The organism is Gammaproteobacteria bacterium (assembly GCA_029882975.1).
Taxonomy (GTDB): domain Bacteria; phylum Pseudomonadota; class Gammaproteobacteria; order SZUA-152; family SZUA-152; genus JAJDNG01.
Genome location: JAOUJW010000039.1, coordinates 30,637 through 51,485, shown reverse-complemented (window position 1 = coordinate 51,485; position 20,849 = coordinate 30,637). Strand labels below are relative to the sequence as shown.

3 protein-coding genes are annotated in these 20,849 nt (G+C 50.6%); all 3 read right to left on the bottom strand.

The features are described 5' to 3' along the window. Positions 1–960 (bottom strand): hypothetical protein (locus OEY58_20495; protein MDH5327842.1); only part of this gene is annotated, 960 nt, incomplete at its 3' end. A gap of 27 nt (positions 961–987) precedes the next feature. Further along, positions 988–8,250, bottom strand: coding sequence for a hypothetical protein (locus OEY58_20490; GenBank protein MDH5327841.1), 7,263 nt, complete (start codon positions 8,248–8,250; stop codon positions 988–990). Next, positions 8,250–20,840 (bottom strand): right-handed parallel beta-helix repeat-containing protein, encoded by a 12,591-nt coding sequence (locus OEY58_20485; GenBank protein MDH5327840.1) that lies wholly within the window; start codon positions 20,838–20,840, stop codon positions 8,250–8,252. The genes OEY58_20490 and OEY58_20485 overlap by 1 nt, the downstream gene beginning before the upstream one ends. Positions 20,841–20,849 lie beyond the last annotated feature (9 nt).

The window sequence follows — 20,849 nt, the reverse complement described above, 5'->3', positions numbered from 1 at the left end:
TTCCCCTTCGCTGTCGTACCAGTGTTCCAGGATTTTGCCGCTGCTGTAGGTGCGGCGGGTGTAGTATTGTTTTTTGGTTTTGTCGTAGTCGTATATATAGTTGATGCCGCTGGCGTCGGCGCGTTTGACCGAGGCGGCGCGTTTGGCGACGTCGTAGCCGATGGTGGTGATACGCCCATCGGGGTCGGTTTTAGTGCTCAGTAATGTAGTGCGGCTGACGTTGGGGGTGTAGCCGTAGGTAGCGGCCGGGACGGTGGGATCGGCGTGGGTGATGGTTTTTTGCTGGGAGGCGATGGTGTCGGTGTAGCTGTAGAGCCAGGCATTGCCCAGTACGTCGATGACCTGGGTGAGGTAGTCGCCGGTGTAGTTATAGGTGACCTGTCGGGACTGGACCGGGTCCAGGTGATCGCGGGCGCTGATGAGTTGATTGTCTGTGTTGTATTCGATCCACAGGACTTGGGCGCTGTTGTGGTCGGATACGCCGATGAGACGGTTGGTGATGACCGGGTCGTAGATAAAGTGTACATAAAGGTTGCGCCGGTCACCGTAACGGGTGGGCTTGCCGGTGTTGTCGTATTCCACCCAGTTGGCGTCGCGGTCCTGGTAACGGTAGCCGCCGGCGGTGACGCTGATGGTGTGGCGTTCGTCAAAAATGTAGGTGTTGCCGTCGGCGCTGCGGGTGTAGACATCGTCATTGAGAGTAATGCTTTTGACGCTGGCATCCAGGGTGCTGATTTCAAAGACCAGCGGATTCCAGGGGCGGCTGAAGTGCCAGCGACCACCGTACCAGGTGCGTTGCAGTTTGATGGCCCCGCCCAGGACTTTCACTTGCAGGTCGGTGGTGGTTTCGTGGTATTCGCCCCGGGGCAGTTCCACGTCCGCCACGGCCGGTTGGCAGAGCAGCCCCAGTAGCAGCAAGGCCTGGAAATTTAGAGTGATTGTTTTTATCAAATGTCGCATTGCGATGTCCTGGTTTTGGTCTAATCGTTATTTGCGTACTTGCGAAATAATGTTGTTGCGTACGCCGTCCCATTCTTCATAGACGAGGAATGCTTCGCCTTTTGCGTTCACGGCAATATCGGGGTTGCTGTTGGAGTTGCCGTTGCTATTGAGTGTTTGCATGGCACCCCACCCGCTTGCAGGGGTGAAGGTGTTGGCGCGAACGTAGGTCTTCCCGGATTTACTGGCGATATAACTTAACCAAGCATCTCCACTTGGTGACACGCCTAAAGTGGGGCTGTTGGGTGCGCTGGTGCCGCCTGCCAGTGGTATGGTGCCGGATGCAGCCCAGCCACCGGTAGCGCTAAAGCGGTTGGTGCCAATGGCGTTGACCGGTGCGCCCTGCTCCCAAACAACAACGGCGTCGCCGTTCAAATCGATACCTAATTTGGGATTTTGACTTTCCTCTGCTGAGGACTCCACTAATTGCGCGGTACCCCAACCGGAACCGTTGACGTAGCGGTTTGACCATAGGCTGTTTACGCTGCCATCGGATTGTTGCCAAATGGCGATGGCGTTACCGTTAGCATCCATCTTAATGGAGGGATTGGTGGCATCACCCAGGTCGGTGGTTTCTATCAGGACCGGTGTATCCCAAGCGTATTTCAAGTTGGAATAACGGCTGGCCCAGACGTTGGTTCGTAGTCCGTCGGATTGGGTCCAGATGACGATGGAATTGCCATTATTATCTATTGTGACGGATTGAGACACAGGTGGGGCAGCTGTTGCTACGGTAGCAGTATCAAGATATCCGGTTATGGGGCTTACCATCCAGGCGCTGTTAACAAACCGGAACGAAACCAGTACGTTGTCCGTTGTTATTGCCGCAAGAATAGCCTCGCCTTGGTTATTCATATCCAGGCTGATATCTCTAAAAAAGTTATGCCCTGCCACAGGATTGTATATTTGCTTTGGCGTCCATGCAGTTCCATTAAAATTCCAAGAATAGATGTACCCCGCTAGCATATTTATCGCCACCAATGTGTTACCCCATGGATCCATTTGCATCTGTCTTGGCCCTACTGCGCTGGTTAATGTACTGGCACCATTCCAGCCTATAGTCTTGTCATATGGGTTGGCCCAAAAATAGTCTGAACCGCCGTTGAGTTGCTGCCAAACCGTCATAGCACTGCCGTTGTCACTGACAGCGACCCGGGGTTCCGTTGCGGTATCTACATTTAGCTCTAAAGTGGATGTGGCCCACGCTTTGGTACCCGTGGTTGCGCTGGACTCTACGGAATCCGACGATTCTCCATACCCATTAACCGCAGTTACAACATAATAATATGTACTGCCACCAGTTAGACCTGTATGGTTAAAAGTGCTGCTAACACCTGTAATCTTGTTACCTGTGGCTTTGGTCACTCCTGGAGTGGTTGCCCAATACAGATTATAACTGCTTGCACCTCCGGAACCCGACCAGGCAACTTTAACGGCGGTGTCTGCCCCTGCGGTATGAACAACAGCTGGAGCAGTTGGCGCGTTGGGCGTATTGGGATCAGTACCACTACTATATTCATCATAGTTACTCACTCCGTCCAAATCCGGGTCCATTGCAGCTTCATACCCCAAGTTGCCAAAATTGTTAAGTTCCCATTGATCGTGTAGCCCGTCATTGTCGCTATCCGATTCCAAAACAGTCACTTTTGTAACATCAGTTGCCAACGCGCCTTGGACACTGGTTGTTATCAAAGCAAAAAGAAACTCCGTCCCCGCGGTTATCTGCGGTACGGTAAAATTGCCGGTAATTTGATCTGCGCTGGACAGACCGGCATCATCTACCAAGCTATAATAGTGACGCCAATGATAAGCGGATATAGGTCCGCTGGATAAAGACCCGTTTAAACTAAGCGTATCGTTTGCATAAGCCTGCTGATCTGTTCCTGCATCAGCCGTTGACGGTGCGTCAAACAAGTCGCTATTACTGACTTGGGGTGAGCCCCATTTATCCAAATACATTGCGACAGCTTTACCATTGGGCTGCAAAACCAAATCGTGAGGTCGCGGGCTGTTGTACGCCTTGGTGGGGTTTTTATTCAATAGAGTTTTCTGATTCCAGCCTTTACCCGCCACATAATGTAACCCCCATAGATTGCGTAACGCCTCTTGCCATGTAAGTGTGATGTTTCCAAAGGAATCCAACACAATATTTCTGGCCCATCCATAAATGGGTAAATAGTTGTTGCCGATGGTTGACACACTTCCCCACCCTGTTGCAGTTTCATAGATTGCAACTTTTATATCCTCGGCGGATTCAACGATAGAACCGGAACTGTCAACGTCTGCTTGCAACCAGGTAGCCGCCACTGTACCGTTGTTATTTATAGCCACCATCGGTCTGAACGCTGCTGTTCCCGTCGCGTTGTTGTCCAAGAGTTGCTCTGCATTCCATCCCGTACCAGGGCTATAGTGACTTGACCAGACTCGATAAGTGTGCTGCGTTGGAATAGTAATGTCCACCTCATTCCAAACAGCAACCGCAACACCGTTATTATCCATAGCTACGTTCGGCCACGTATAAACTGTAGTTGCATTTCCCGTAACTAATGCTTGTGACACACTCCACCCGCTTCCTTCTTGATAACGCTTGTTCCACACGCTATACAGGCCCGATTGCACATTACGCCAGACCAAAACCGCATCGCCATTATTACCAACTGCCAACGAAGCAAAATAACTGTTACCGATACCATCGTCCACGCTCTGTACTGCACCCCATCCGGATACGCTGTCGTATCGCCGTGCCCATTGACTTTGGTTTCCGCTATTGCTCACATTCCAAGTTACAAAAGCTGACCCGTTTGCAACCATTTCTAGTTCAATGTGTTGAACATAGTCCCCGGCGACTTCATTGTTTAACTCTTCGGCAACCCCCCATTGCGTTGCCGATGTATAGCGTTTGCTATAAATATTGACCATTCCGCTCCCAATTTGGGTCCACACTACAATCGCGTTGTTTTGATTATCAATACCAACATCTACATACCCTGAAGCGGTGTCGACAGGGGTTAGATCCAGCGCGGTACCCCATCCACTGCCTGGCGTATATTGACTAACATATACTGTGGGAGATCCACTGGTATCGTCTTGTACCCAAGCAGCAATACCGAACCCATTATCATTAAAATCCAGTCTTGCGTTGAAACTGGAATTTAAGTCATTTCCTGAATTAAGTGTTGTGGGTTGTTTCCACGCCAACCAGCTTGGCGTTGAACTCACTTCACTGGAGACGACCGACTCGTCGCTGCCTGCTGCCGTGATCCGGTAGTAATACGTGGCTCCGTTTATCAATCCTGTTTGCACATGGGGACTACTCACATTGCTAACTTTTGTGGCATTCGTTTTATTAACATCTGGCGACGTACTCCAATACAAGTTATATGAAGTCGCCCCGGCAACCGGACTCCATTGCAACCCGACCTGGTTTTCATTAGGCGTGCTTTGTAGATCCGTTGGCGCATTTGGAGTGGCCAATGTGGGATTGGTTTGTTGTTGGTATTCCTGCAAATCGGTGAAGCCGTCCAAATCACCATCGGCGGAGCCGTTTTGATTCAGGTTACCGAAATATTGCATTTCCCAAGCATCGTCTATACCGTCGCCGTCGTCGTCCGGGTTGGTGTTGAGCAGGGTGACGTTCATTGTGGCTGTGGATATTGCCGCGTCATCGTCGGTGATGCTTATTTGGAACGTCAGCACAGTGTCCTGGTACACGGCAACCGGTGCAAAGCTTGCGGTGGCAGTCGCGGCACCCGTCAGCGTGACGGCAGGGCCTGCCGTTTGGGTCCAGCTATAGGCGGTGATGGAGCCGTCCTGATCCATTGAGGTGGTAGCGTCAAGGCTGACACTGAGGTCGGTTTCGCTGACGCTTTGGTCGGTTCCTGCATGGGCTACCGGTGCGATGTTGGGTATACCGGCGTTGCCAATCTTGTAGTGGTTACCCCAGACATTGGACACGGTACCGTTGTACTGGTGCCAGGACAGGACGGCGTCGCCGTTGCTGTTCATGGCCAGTTGCGCGCCCAGAGCGTCGCCGGTGTTTTCCGTGTCGATGATTTCTACGGCGTTCCAACTGCCACCGCTCAGGCGAGCCGACCAGAGGTTTTCACCGGCAACATCCGTTTGTTGCCATACGGCCAGTGCACCGCCATTGTTGTCCAAGGCTACTTGCGGTTGAGATGACGTGGTGCTGCCGCTGTCCACTTGTTGCGCTGTGCCCCAAACACCGGTTTGATATTGGTTGGACCAAAGCGTGTTGGTACCGTTGACGTGTTGCCATACAGCGATGGCGTCGCCATTGGCGTTCATGCTGATATGCGGTGCGTAGGCCGGGCCGGTGTCATTGGTTTCGATTAGTGCTGCCGTTCCCCAGGTACCGTTGTAATGGCGGGCCCAGATGTTGGTTCGCAGGGTGTCGTTTTCAAACCACACAACCGTGGCGTTGCCGTTGCCGTCCGTGGCCACTCGGGCTTGTACGATGGGCTGAGTGGCGTCACCGGTGACGGAAGCGCGGATTTGTTGCGCAGTGCTCCATCCGGCGATTGGATCAAATTGATTGACCCAGATTTCATAGTTGCTGGCGTCGTTGCTTTGCACCCACACAGCGGTGGCGCTGCCGTCGGTGTTGGCGGCTATGCCGGTACTTAGTGCGTACATGGTGGCGTTGTTTTCCACTTTGACCGCAGTGGACCACAGGCCGGTGCTGCTGTCAAAACGGCTGGACCAGACTTCGTTGGGGTCTGTGCTCGTCGCATCGCTGTGGCTCCACAGGGCGATAAAGTTACCGTTGGTATCACTGACGATATGAGGCTCGAAGGCGTCGTAGTCGTTGATTTCCAGTGGGGTGACTGCTTGCCAGATACCGGACAGGTATCGGGCTGCCACCAGGTTGTAGCGAAGACCGTCGTGGTGTCGCCACACGGCCATGGCGTTGCCGTTGGCGTCCATGGCCACTTTGGGGTTGACCGCGTCGCCGCTGTTGTCTGTTTCAATCAAGGCCGCGGCAGCAGACCAGCCACCGGATGTGCTGTAGTGTCGTGCGGAGATGTTGTAAAGCGCTCCGTCCCAGTGTTGCCATACGACCACACCACTGCCTTGGGCGTTGAAGGCGGTATGATTGTTTAGGGCGTCGTTACTGTTGTCGGATTCCAGCAGTGCGGGACCGTCCCATTTGCGCAGGCCGGTGGTAACGCTGAGCTCCACCGATAGGGCGGATTCCCCACCCGCTCCTACTGCACTGATGGCGTAGTAGTAAGTTTGATCGTTGAGTAGAGCGGTGTGCACATAAGGGCTGGCAACACCTGCTATGAGATTGCTGTTTTTAGTCACCCCAGGAGTGTTGGACCAATATAAGTTGTAACTCGCGGTCGGGTCGGTGAACCAGCTTAACGTGATTTCTGCATTGCCAGGAGCACCGGAAAATCCGGAAGGCGAAGTGGGCGGTATCAGGGTTGGGTTGAATCCGGACAGGTATTCTTCCAGGTCGGAAATGCCGTCGCCGTCGAAATCACCCGTACCGTCGCGGCTTAAATCACCGAAGTGCTCCCGCTCCCAATCGTCATCCATACCGTCGCCGTCCGTGTCCCAGGCCGGGTTTACGGTAATGGCAACCGCTGTTCGTGTGTTACGCAGGCCATCGGATGCAACAAACATCACATTGTATATACCCGCTTGCCCTACTGCCGGTGTCCAGTTGAGATCCCCCGTACCATTGGCATGATCGGTAAAACTGGCGCCACCGGGTAATGACTCAACACTGAGTGCCGGTGTGGTGCCATCGGGGTCGGTAGCACTGGCGGGAATGGTGGTGGGATTGGTTTCAAAGGTCACCACATTGGTAGCCACTGTCAGCACCGGCGGTTGCGGCAGTGCCGCAAAAGCAATGGAATAGGTGTTGGACGAACTGGTGGCGTCAAATAAGTTTATAAAATAACTCCAGGTCAGCGTACCGGAATCAAAGGTCTTGGAAAGCCACACATTGTCCTTAGGGATGTTTTTACCGTCATTGCGTAATGCAAAGGCAATGGGTCTTGTGCCGCCATACGGATCCACCAACTGCACGTACATGAAACCGCTGGTTAAGGGCGTGGACAGGGTTTGGTAGTCGTAAGTGCCGTCTGTGCCGTTGGGAGTCAGAGTGACGGACGCGGACTGGTTTACTACCGCCGTGTCCAATCCTGTGGATTCGTACACGGTCAATACCGGCACATCGCTTACGGCCGGATTGAATATGTCCAAAGCCAGGTAATCCCGCACTAAATCTCTGCCCGGCAAATCTACCAAAACATCGCGCACCAATTGCCGGGTATGTATCGCGGATTCGGGTATGAGCGACGTGAGTGCTCCACCCAGCTCGTCCGCATGGGCTATGTTCGCGGTAAAATCCGTAAACTTGCCTGACAATGTTGTGATCATATTCCACCGCCCGTTGGATGCGCGGTTGGATTCTATACTGCCGAAATCCAATAATAGTGAGTTGGCAACTGCTCGTTCGTCCACTTGGCTGTTGAGAATCTGAAACTTGATAGCCAGGCCTAGATCGTTATCAACAATGGCAGGTTGTGCCGAATCGATTTTTACATTGTTGGCCGCCGCTGCACCGGTATTCTTAACACGTACACCCAGACTGAAAGGCTCGGACGCTTCCACCTCTGTGGTAAACGGATCATCCGCATAAACATCCCTGGGGAGAAAATAATCCAAGGCCAATACGGGTAAAGGTTTGACGTAAATGGAGTCGGGGGTTACGTTGGTCACTTTGGTTTCACCCGCAAGATCATAACTTAACGTAGCACCTACAAAGTACAGTACTCCGCTGGGTAAGGTACCACCCGCGTCCACGGTGGGTATGATGGTCCAGCGAATTTCCGCCGTACTTGCCGGTGCTACCCACCCTGTGCCGTCTATGGCATCAATATTTAGGAAATCCGGCGCAGCCAGGAAAAATTTCACATCGGCTCCGGGCGCATCCACTGCGTTGGGATCACTGGAAGCCAGTACTGCCTGTCCGGTTTCGTCGGTGAAAAGCACATCGATATTTACATTTGTCAGTGATGCGTTTTCCAAGCCGTTGTTGATACGCATGACCGCTTCAAAAGCCTGGCGCTCCAGAGTTAATTCCTGTTTGATTTCTATTTTCACCACCGCACATACGGCTTCGGCCATGGCTTGTGCCGGTAGCACCAACAAACCCAACAGTGCCAAAACGACGGGCAGGTGGGATGATCGCTTCGATTGATTGCATCGGATGAACATTATTCACCACCTCCCGTTAAACCTTTAAGAACTTTCTTAGCCTCGCACAGTGGGCAGAATTTAGAGCGCGGCGCACATTGGGCACCGGATATGGTATCGGCGCTCGAAGTATACGTGCCCACCGTACCGCCGCTGGGCCCGGAGAAGTTAAGGCCGCCCGTGCCACCACTGGTCGTTCCGCCCGATGTGCCGCTGCTAACCGTACATTCTCCGTAACTGTGAATGGCGCAATAATTTGAGCTTCCATCAGTCACCGTGCCGTTGGCACATTCGTAGTTATAGTTTGAGGTGATACAGGCGTTATAGACAGCGCACCCTCCTCCCGATGCGGTGGCATCATAAGCCGGGTCTAAAGCTTTAAGCGAGGTAACCCTATAGGCCACGGTAATAGACGACTTGGCCTCCAAGCTATCGGGAAGCCCTTGCATGAGTTCAAAGCGGAAATAGTCATCACTTGGCGGCAAATTAATCTGAAGATTGTTTGCTCTAATTGAACCGTAGTTACTTAAGGTGAATTCTCCGTTAAACACGTCTCCGGTGGGCATTTCCGGTAGGGAAATACTGCTGGGTTCGGCAACCACCACCGCAGCGGGCACGTCAGTTTGATAGGTGGCGTTCAGCGTAATCTCGTAGCTGTCCTGCAAGGTGATTTCCGTCACGGACCATTCCACTGTCACCAGGTTATAATCCAAAAATACAGCCTGGCTGGCAGTTACTCCCGCCTTGATAGAAAGTCGACCTATCACTTCCTGATGATTTGCGGCAGTTACTCTGAATTTGTACTTACCGGCAACTACGTTCAACAAGTCCAATTCACCCAGAGTGTTGGTATAACCATCGTAGGTTTGGGCACTCACCAACTCATTTTGCATAAAGATACGGGCTGCGTTGACGCCATTGGAATTATCAGCGTTGGTAAAAATATCCGTCACTTTAAACAGCACACCACCTTCACCTGCTTGGGTAACATGAAATACCACCGGCACATCCTGGGAAGGATAGTTACTGGCGCTGATGCGCAGTTTGAATGAGTAGGTTCCTTCTGCGGTGCCGTTGGTTTGTGCCGATAGACCCACAGCCAGGCTCGCACCGACAGCCAGTGAACCGGGTTGCGCTGAAGTGTTGATGCTTACCCAATTGGGCGCGGGGCTACCATTGTCATTGAGCAATACTAAATTAATGTTTTCAAGAGCCGCCAAACCCTGGTTTCTCAAGGTAATGGTTTCGTTCACTATCGCGGTTTGTGCCAAACCGGACTCAAGCAGGCTGGGCTCTATAAATAGTGCCGGACTGGCTTCTGAAAAGTTGTAATTAACGGAGATGTTCTGCATCAACTCCGTGCCGGTTTCCACACCCAGGCCGTCACGTAGAACGCGGACCACTTTCATCGCCAGGCTACCACCTCCGATTGCAGACCCTCTAAGGGTGAAATTCAGGTTTGCGGCTTGGTTGGCACTGACTTGAATCTCGGCACCCGGCGTCACTGTTACCCCGGTAGGGAACACACCACCGGTTTGATCCGCCGCTTCGTAAACCAAGCGTAACTCCTGCACAGTGCTGTCGCCGGGACCGGCCTTGGCTCGTACGGCCAATGCCTGATCGTAGTTAATGGGGAGATTCACATTAAAGTTGATGGGTGAGAAACCGACACGATTAATCACAAACTGTCCTTGTTCCGGTCGGTCCACCACATCAGGATGAATTACGGACACTTTATAAATCCCGGATTCACCGGCCAGTGGTTTGAAGGTATAGCTGAAGCTTCCTGTACCGTTGGTTACCAGATCGTAGGCTCTTTCGAAACCACCGTTGGCGATAACCAGTTTCATCGGTACGGCATTAACAGCCAAAGTGCTGATTCTATCTATGGCCTGACCGGTAATTACCACGTCCTGATCGCCGTAGGAGTTTTCCGGGGTAACAGCATCGACCGTTCCGTAGTAATCGGTATTGACAATCGGGGTGCTGCGTTGGCGTTGAGTACCGTTGATACTGATTTGATCGGTCTTGCCTAAGTGGTAGTGATACTTGTCTATTTCCAGTTGTACTGTTGCGTTGTCGGGGGCATTGGCGGGCACCGGTAAATCAAACCAGTCGGACGTAAATGTGGCGGTCGGACCGATACGCGCCACCACCTTTCCGCTGGCCAGTTGTACAATGCTGCTGCCCAGGTTTTGTAATGCCGCAGCGCTGGAGAGCACGTTGCCATCCCCATCCAGCAGTTTGAAACGAACCTCGTTGGAGGGGTTGCTGCCCAGTGCCATGAGGATTTCGGTCTCCACTTCACTGCTATTCTCCAGGGTGAATCGAACTTTACCGTTGCCGCCGCGCAGCATATCCTGCGTGGCCAGGCTGACCACCAGTGCATTGTCCCCCACCAAAATCTGTTCGTTACGTTGAATGGTGACGGATTCACCGTTGGCGGATGTAATTTCCACGCTGCTACTCAAATCGCTGATGTCCGGTAGATCGCTGTGGCCGCCCACAGTGACTACCACATTGCTAGTGGCACTGGCAGCCAGTGAGAACGTGGGTGAGCTATGGCTGTAGCTGACTGATTTATCCGGACTGGATACTGTTACGGTGACACGTACATTATCCAGGTTGTAGGTGGACAAATTACTGACCTGATACGTCAGCAGGTTGTGAACACCGCGCAACACCTGCCTATTGGTATCGCGTTGCAAATCCAGTTTGGGCAGAACCACGGTGCGTCCCACACTTTGAGCGCTGGTGTTGTCCACGGCAACCACGGTGTAGACACGTGTATCGTTAACATAGCCCGTGTCTTCATAAGACGTTGCTGTCAGCAACGCACCGTTAATTGGCGTGCCGCTTGCGCCTATATAAAAGTTGTAGCCGGAGATGGTGGCGCTGTTGTGACTCCAACTAATCTGCGGTAGTTGGGTATCGGTTTGTACCACTTGCAATGTGGCAACGGGTAACAGTTCGACATTTTGATACAGGACCGCAGATGGAACGGATTCATTACCGGCACTGTCGACGGCTGTCACGGCGTAGTAGCGTTCATTGGTATTGGGAGCGGTGTCCACCACGCTTAATTCTGTAATACCGGTGAGGAGCGGCACCGCCGGTAGCGTTGTTGTGCTACTGCGATAGACGTTGTAGATCAGACCGGTTTCACCCACGGGAGCCGTCCAACTAATACTCACCCCGGAACCCACCAGGCTCAGGGGTTGCAGCACCGGCGCACCCGGCACCACCGAATCGGTGCTTACCATTACTGAGGCACTTTGCGCGCTGATCCCTTCCTCGCCATTGGCAGCGCGAACACTGGCTACCGTATAGATGTACTGCCCATCCAACAAAGTATTATCCGTATAAGCCAGTGTGGTGCTGCGTTGGTAAGCAAATAGTCCGGTGTCCCCCGGTGCCTGACGATAGATTTGATACTCGGATGCTCCTTCGACCGCATTCCAACTCAAACTCACCTGGCCACCGGGTTGTGCCGTAGCGCTCAAGCCCGCGGGAATATCCAGTGGCGGTAGCGTTCCTTGGTACACTTGGAATGCGTTAGCACCCAGTATGGTCGACCCCGTATTGGTCAGGTCATCCGTGCCGGAGTAAACGAAACTCAGGCTTTCCGGGTCCACCTGACCGGCATCAAACGGTAGCGTAAAACTGCCCCACCAACTCAGCGGGCCGGTTTGAGTCATGGATGTGGTGATATCGGTAGCGACTCGACCGGCTCCGGACAACAAGTAAGACACCTGTATTGCGCCTGCATTCGCCACGGGCTCATCCAGAGTCATGGTGAAGTTAATCACGCTCGGCGTGGCCGATTCGGTCTTGATGGGCTCAGCCGGAGAGACTTCCAATACCGTCACCACGGGCCCGTCTGTATCAATTTTCAGATTAGCCCCCGCATCCACTTGCGTACCGCGGTTGCCAATGCTGTCCCTCGCGGAGAACAAGGCAAAAGCATCGCCGCTGATGGTGGCGTCGGTGATGGTAAAGCTGCCTGCGTATTGGGTATCGGTCACCCGCGTCAGGTTGACGGTGAGTGGCGCGCCACCGGTAGCGATACTGAGGAACGGCGTGGTTAATAGTGGCTCGGAAACCGTCAGGTTCACCAGTACTTCACCCGGCGCCATGCGGTTATTAACTGCATCGTAATTGCCCTGCGGATTGTATTCGATGTTCACAGCCCGCGGTGGCGTACTGTCGGAAGCCGCATTCAGTTGCGTGGACAGGCTGCTGTTGGTGCCCAGCGCATTCACGGCCACCACACTGTAGTAATAAACCCCATCGACAGGCGGCAGATCGGTATAGCTTGTTGCCGTAATCTGCACATTGTTGGCTTTGGTTGCCTGTACCGGATCAGTGAATGGCACGGTAGCGCGATAAACATTATATCCTGCCACTTTATTATCCAGTGACTGATTCCAGCTCAGCTTGATTTCGCCACCTTCACGGGATGCCACTTGGAATCCGCCGGGTGCGTCCGGAATGCTGGCGTCCACGGTGACCAACACTGCCGTACTGGCGCTGCTGTTACCTCCGCGTCCGTCCAGGTAGCTGGACGTGGCTGTGATACTGTTGCTGCCTTCACTCAAGTCCACCGATGCATTGAAACGACCCAAGGCATCAACAGTCACCGGTGTGCCGAAAGCGATGCTGTTGTTGTACAGTTGCACTTGAGTCGACTTGGGCGCATCGCCTTCTACATTTATTTGCAGATTGTTGATGGTGGTGCTACTAAGCGGCGCACTAATGACAGGCGCTGCGGGTGCGGCCAGTGCGACATTCAGCGACAAAGGTGCGGCTAGCTGGCTGCTATTGTTTGAAGTATCCACTGCGATCACATCCAAAGTGTGTACACCGTCAGCAATGCCTATTAAGTCCATAGCGGCGCTGTAACCGTCACTTCCATCAACATCGGTATGGATAACAGCGCCGTCCCAGACAAAATCCACTTTACTGATACCGCTGGCGTCGCTGACACTGGCACTGATCGTACCAGACACGGCCAGTGTTGCGTTATTCACTAATGCGCTACCGTTGTATTGTACTGCGGCTATGTCGGGGCCCACGCTATCGGCAGTAGGCGTGGCGCTCACGGTGGTCACTGATTTTTGTTCCCCGCCGGATAGATTAATGGCAGTTACGGCGAAATAGTAATTACTGCCATTGCTCAAACCGGCAACCGTTGCTGAAGTTTCCGTAGCAGCCACTGTTACCGCCGGTTGTCCTGTTACTGTTGTAAAATCCGAATTGGACACGTACACAGCATATTCCTTCACCAAATTGGTGGGCGCACTTTGGGTCCAACTCAATCCGATACGATTGTTTTGAGCATCCGTCGCACCTAATACCGGATTATCCAACAAGGTGACTCCCGTCATGGTGACTCCGGGGCTTTCATTGTTATTGGTATCCAGTGCAGTTACTCGAATGGTATATGCCGTGGCTGACGTTAATGCGGACTTGGTATAGCTGTTTTGAGCTGCGGCAATGTTTATGGCGGGATCGGCATTAATGTAAAGCTTATAGCCATTAAGATCCCCAGCGGTATTGACTGAATGATTCCAACTGATAGTCAAACTGTCCGTTGTTGAAGCGGTTGCCAGGTTCGTGACATCTTCAGGTGGTACAATGTCTTCGGCAATGGCCATCACTGCGTTGACCGTGGCAATCCGGTTGCTGACGTTGTCCACCGGGACCACCGCGAAGTAATAGGTAGACCCTTTGGTTAAACCGGCGACATCGTAAGTTTTTACTCCGGCTCCATTGCTGGCGACCGGTGTAAGCAAGCTCACATCGCTGAATGCCGCGCTTTCGCGGTAGATGGCATATTCCTGAATGTCTCCTCCGTTAACTATTTCGTTATACGCACTCCAATCCAGATGCGCTACGGTGCCGTTTTGAGTGGAACTCACTTGCAGTTCGGTGGCCAGGAGTGCCGAGGGAGCAACATTGTCAAATCGAACCGATGCCAATTTCTGCGCACTGGTATTGGCGGCTTGATCCTTCGCTGTAAAGATCAGATTGTTATCTCCGCTATTGAGTGTATAGTCAATGGACCATGTTGTTACTGCGGTATGCCCCACGACTTCAACACCGTTCAACCACAAAGCTGCATTTGCCTCTTTTGCACCACTAATAGTGAGTGGGTTTTGATTCGTCGCGGACGGATAAGTGTCTATGCTCGGTGCTGGTGGAGATGTTTTGTCGTAGACAAACCCAATAGTGATTGGAGTGGACGATAATCCTGAGCGGTCTTTCAACTGCCCATTAACTTGGTACGCCCCTTCGGCAAGGGTAACGCCCGGAACAAATGTCACTTTACCGTTGACATCATCCCAGAGCCAGGCCCCGTTCACGGTAATGCCGTCTTTGGTGACAGATATGTTGGATGTATTCAAATCAATTCCGCTGCCGGTTTCGGTAACGTTCACCTCAATGGATCCAACCGTTGACGCATAATCACCATCCGCCGGTACGGAAGATAGGATCACCGGAGCTGCCGTATCCAGTACCACAACGATACTAACGGTACTTATATCCACGCTTTCATTGTTTTTCGCAGTAACTGCAAATGATTGCTCCCCCTCCACAAGATCAATGGGAACACTCCAGTCATTGGTACCCAGCGATACTTTTTCCACACCGTTCACCCAAACAGAAGTATTTTGGGGTCTTGTACCTTGCAAGGTTATCGGGCTGCTAGAGACATAATTGATTTCCGGGGCATATAGTACATTGGTGAGTCTGAATAGATCGTTAGATTCGAGATAAATGAAATTGCTGACTGCATTTCCAGCCGCATCAACCAAAGCCGCACTTGGCATTACTTTTTCCGATCCGCTAATTGTAAAGCCGTCTGAGAGGGTGACCGTTAAAGTAGTGCTATCGATGTTCCAACTGGCAGCACTTGAATATCCGTATATCTTCCCGTCCGGAGACAAATCGGAATTCGGATTTATTGCGACGGCCGAATTCATGGATTCACTAAAAGTAAAGGTATAGGAATCCCCTATGCTAACCGTGCTGCTGCTGTCTGTGTCCGTGAAACTTAAAGCAACTATCTGAGGCTCTACCGTGTCTGTGGTGCTCAAGCTATGGTCTCCGGTTGCTGCGTTCCCCATTCTGTCCGTTATGTTCGATAGCGTCACTGCTTCTGTCCCGGACACGCTAAATCCGGAAACCAGCGTTACAATGGCTTTTGTCTCATCCGGGCTCCAACGTATGCTGTTTGGCGAACCATAACTTGCGCCGCTTGGCGACAAACTGAAATCTGCATCAGCACCCCCATCCGGCAATTGAGTTTTATCCATCACCTTGGAGAATTGAAAATGGTATTCGTCGCCTATTGTTAAGGTACCGCTACCATCCACGTCATTAAAACCTATTGACTGAAGTGTGGGCGGAGCGAAATCCGTAATATGCTCCAAAATCATGACTTGTGAGACTACCGCTCTAGGTTGGGTCCCGGGGTTATCATTTACAAAACGAAGTTGCATACCGCCGCTTTGATACAGATCCGGCGCAGGTAAAAACTGATATTGCGTTGGCGTAATAGGCAGGCGCATGCTGTTGTGTAAAGTGTTTCCGGAACCGTCCGTAAGACTTTGGTAGTAGTCCTGTGCGTCACCATTAAAATAGGACACTCTTATGGCGTATCTTTTTGCCGGGTTTAGTCCGGATATATCCATTACTACTGCGTTGGTATGCCACGCCATTGTACGGTTCGGTGAAAGATTTAGGCTGTCCCATTCATTGGAAACAGTTCCCTGTACAAGCACCGCTACCGGCAATGTACCAGCGCTTGTGCTTTCCGGCGCTTGCAGATTGGTATAAAGGTATTCCGCAGCCGCAATGGGACGATATGGGGAAAACACCACATTATCGCTGACTTCATTACCTGTACCCGATATGTTATTGGTTACATGGTAAGGACCAGTACCATCAGTATCACCCCACCAGTGCTCCGTAGCATCTATGGTATTTATCCCACTATTATTAATCCCGAATCCGGTATTGGCCAGTAACTGATTTTTATACAGCTGAGGAACTGCATCGTATGAAATATTAATACCATCCACAATATTTTCAGTTATCTGATTTGACTCAATATAGGGAGCGACACCGGTATTGAGTACTTTAATACCGACGCTTTCATTACCCCATATCTTGTTTTCCCGAATTACCGGTGTACCGCTACTAACCGTTATTCCAGCACCCCTGCTGTTGGAAACTTCGGATTGCTCCAACGTAATATTGGACAGAATGGTTATGGCTTGAGAACCAGTTCCTCCCGCATAATTTATGTTGACATTAGTTAGTTTGGTTAAAAAATCTATAGTTGAAGCGGAAAAAGTCAGTCCTGCCCAATACCCACTAAACGGTGCGGTTGCATTGCTATCACCATTGGTATCCCCTCCGATACTGTCGTCTCTGTCCGAGGTGAAAACTATTTTTTCTTCACTCTTACCAACCGCATCCAAAGCACCATCAACCCTAAGATTTACACCTTGTGCAAACTTCAAAATCACCCCGGATTCCACAGATAGGGTACTTAACGCAGGAACCATAACATTACCGGATATTAAGTATGTTCCTATCGCATCGTTCGTACCTCTCCCCCAAACGGGCCAATGTTGATTTTTAGAATAGCCATAAGTCAGTTCAATAAATTTTTTGGTGTTTGGCGTTAAGGTATTGGTTTCGTCCGGAAAGTCATCAACTGGCACCCTAAGAGCCACATCATTATTGGTAATAGTATTATTCTTTGGTGAATAGGGTGACGTACCACTGACTCGATTTATTCCATATCCACCATTACTTTGAATAGTATTTCCATTGATTCCTAACGAACTCTGTAACTGCTCGATACCATTACCTTGATTGTCCGTCACCGCGCTTCTTGTTAAGTTCAAATAATTGATACTTCCCAAAAAACATAAACCCCAATCCCAATCTTCAAACGCATAAGCCGACGAATATATTCCATTTTTTGAGTTATTGATAATTGACGCTCTATCTATGCTAGTTTCTCCAGAATGTAGAAACAGACCATGTGAACCACTATATTCGATTTTACCGCCATCTATAACGAGATTTGATAAATCAGCGATAACATTGGCTGAATATGTTTCACTATTGCATAACCACTCGTCTTTCATTACCATTCGGCTCGTATCTACGCCACCTCCAAAACGTACGATTGTATGTCTCAAAAGATGATTACCCGAACCTAACTTTAAGTAACCCCAATCACCAGGGCTGGCTACACTTCCAGTCCCGTCACCGTTGGTGTCTCCTCCATAAGAGTCATCTGCATATGCGGTTAATACCACTGGATTACTTTGCTCACCCATGGACTGAAGGTTTCCAAGCACATTCAGGGTGGCTCCTGCCGCAAACTTTATAATCGTACCGGCTTCCAGGGTCAACGTAGCACCGGTGTTTACTGTCGTTGGCAAGGCAATGTAATACACACCCGAATGCCAAGTCGTATTTTCGCTAATCGTGGTAGGTACCGCGATGGAAGCTGTTTCGCTTGGTATAACTGCACCGCTGGAAACACCTGCGCTTACGTTTGCCGGTGAAGCGGAATCCTTGACACGGACTCGAAATGTATAGTTTTGCCCATTTGTTAAATTTTGTACCAGTTGGTTCGTGCTGATTTTATTTAGCGGAATCGAACCCCCGTCGTTGTAATCAGGTTGATTTTGACCCCAGGTAACTCCCCCATCAATGGAGACATCTAAAAGTTGTTGAACTAAATCCAAGGAAGAATCCACACTTGCTGTCCAACTGAGGTAGGCCGATTGATTCCCGGCCTCTGCTGTCAATGCCGTAACGTCCTCTGGCGGTACGGTATCGCTGATAGTGTTATCTAAGGCGACTACCGGGCCATAGGCTACAGAATCCGCTGACCGGTTACCCGCCTGGTCCAAAACGATAATCTTGTAATAATAAGATTCGCTGTTGATCGTTGTCGTGTCTGAATAGCTACTTATTCCATTTGCGACAGTACCTACAACCCCAAAAGAACCAGTTTCGGTACGCCGTTGCACTTCATAAGAGACCACGTCGTTTGAACCTTCCCCGTCATCAGGAGACAAAGTCCAGAACAGTTCTATAACACCACCCGAATCCTGCGGTTTGTCGTATGCGTACAATGCGGTAGCTTGACTTGGAAGCATCGTATCAATGGAAACATTAATTCCGCTCGATGAATTTTCTCGATTCCCCTCATTATCAATCGCGCTGGCATACAAAGTGTAGTCACCATCGCTTGTAACAGTCCAGTCAAATGTCCACGTACCGTCACTCTGCAAGGCTGCTTTGTACCACTGCGTTGATATACCATCATTGATTCCTAGTTGTACACCGACAATCCCACTACCACCCAGATCATCGGTCGAATTTCCGCTGATTGTGACGACGCTACCCCCGGGATTTAAGGATGTTCCATTCGTCGGAATGGCAATTGTACTGACGGGCGCAACAGTATCGCCCGCAGATAAAGATTCTATCAGCCACACCTGCGACACAGCAGCGCTTTTGTCCGCATCCGAATTTATCGTAAGGCCCATGGTCCCGGAGGCGTATGCTTGAACCACAAGGGGAAAACGGTGTACTTGTGGATTGGTATTGTCAACGTATACGCTGTCATGAATCAGCACTCCAGATCCGCTTGTAGAGTATTGATAGGTCGGCTCTGCGGGATTCAAGTAAGTAAGAAATATGTCGTAGCGTTTATTAACATCCAAAGACGGATAGCTTAATTGCACCGATTCAAGATCCAACAAACCGCTGGTTGCAGGACTTGCACCCGAAAACGGGCTTCCCCGAACCACTACTGGCGCGGCAATCCCTAAAGAAGCATTTTCGCCGGCATTAAAGTAACTAATGGATGAACCCGTACCCAATGGCGCTCCGGCATCAACATTGTTACTTACCTTGTCACCCTGGCCCGATAAAGCACCTCCCGCCCCACTAACATCTCCCCACCAATTTGCGGTAGCAACGGTTCCCACGACGGGGCTGGTTGTATTAATAACGCCATACAAGGAATTTCCAAGAATCTCAGAATTGCTGATACTAAAGCTTGCGACGCCACTTACACTGATACCGTTCTGGAGATTGGCATAGATTCTTCCCCCAGTTACACTAGAGGTACCGGAGTCTTCAAAATGCAATCCATCCCAAGCATTCGCGAACACTTCATTGTTTTGCAATGTAACGTTGGCACCGAAACTGTTTAGACCATGCCCGCTGGAAAAAGACACCGCACTATTCCGCAAAATCAAAGGGCCGTAATAGGAATACAGGTTGCTTTCGTTTAGCCCCCCACCGTATCTAATAATTGCATTTTCGATGACATTAGCGGTTGAAGTATCACTGAAAGATAATGAACCCCAATCTCCGGAATTCGGTATACTTGAATTCCCATCGTTATTAAAATCTCCCCCGTAACGATCATCTTTTACGGATGTAAAGACCACCGGCTCACTCGCTGTTCCTAAAGCGCTTAACGTACCGTCTATGTTCAGCCCGGAATTGGGATCGAATTTCATGATCACGCCATTACCAATAGACAAAGTGCTACCACTGGCCATGGTTAATTCACCTTTCACGTGATAGGTGTTTAGTGTCGCATCCACCGATGAAATTACATCCAGGTTTAGATTTGTGGCTCGGTCATTCCCTCGAATCCACAAGCCGTTATTCGTATTCGGTATGAGTGTGTTTCCATCCACAGCGTTGGGAACTGCACTTGCAGGCAGGTAGGTAGGATAAAGATTACCCGTTATTATGTTATTCTTGATAACCGGAGCCGCATACCAACTATCATAGAACAAACCCCAGGCAGTATTGTCCGAAATTGTATTGTTTTCGATGAGAGCTGTTGACCCCCACAGTACGATGCCGTACTCGTTTCTTAGGACCGAGTTACCACTAAGGGTTATATTTTGTACGCCCAGGCTATCGTCTATAACCAATGCATCCCTGTTATCCGCCAATGTATTATTATTCACTACCGGGGATGCATCAAGAATGTATAAAGCGTATCCGTTATAATTGAAAATGTTATTAACAATTGAACTGTCGGACTTGTTTACATACAAACCTTCGCCACTATATTGGAAAATATTATTTTCAAACCGAGATAGGGTAGACCCGGCTAAGTGCAAATTGATACCACTCCAATCACCTAATTGACCTACACTAGAGCCATCGGCATTGGTATCTCCTCCTACCGAATCATCGCGATATGATGTAAACACAATCGGATCGGTATCCGCGATACCGACCGCATTCAGAACACCATATACATCTAATCTAGCACTAACACTAAATTTGACAACCGCTCCGGCTTCTATGGTTAATGTCACTCCCGCAGGCACGGTCACTGTGCTCGTAACCCAGTGCGCTTCCACACCGGTTTTTGACCAAGTCGTATCGATACTGATTTCCCCAGAGTGCGTTTCTACCACGGCGTAGGCGAGTGATGACCAGGTCAGGCTGAGCATTAAGGAAACTACACTTAACTTAACTACAGTGCACATCAATAGCAAAGAGTACTTTATTGTGTCGAATATGTGTTTTATTTTCACATGGACCAC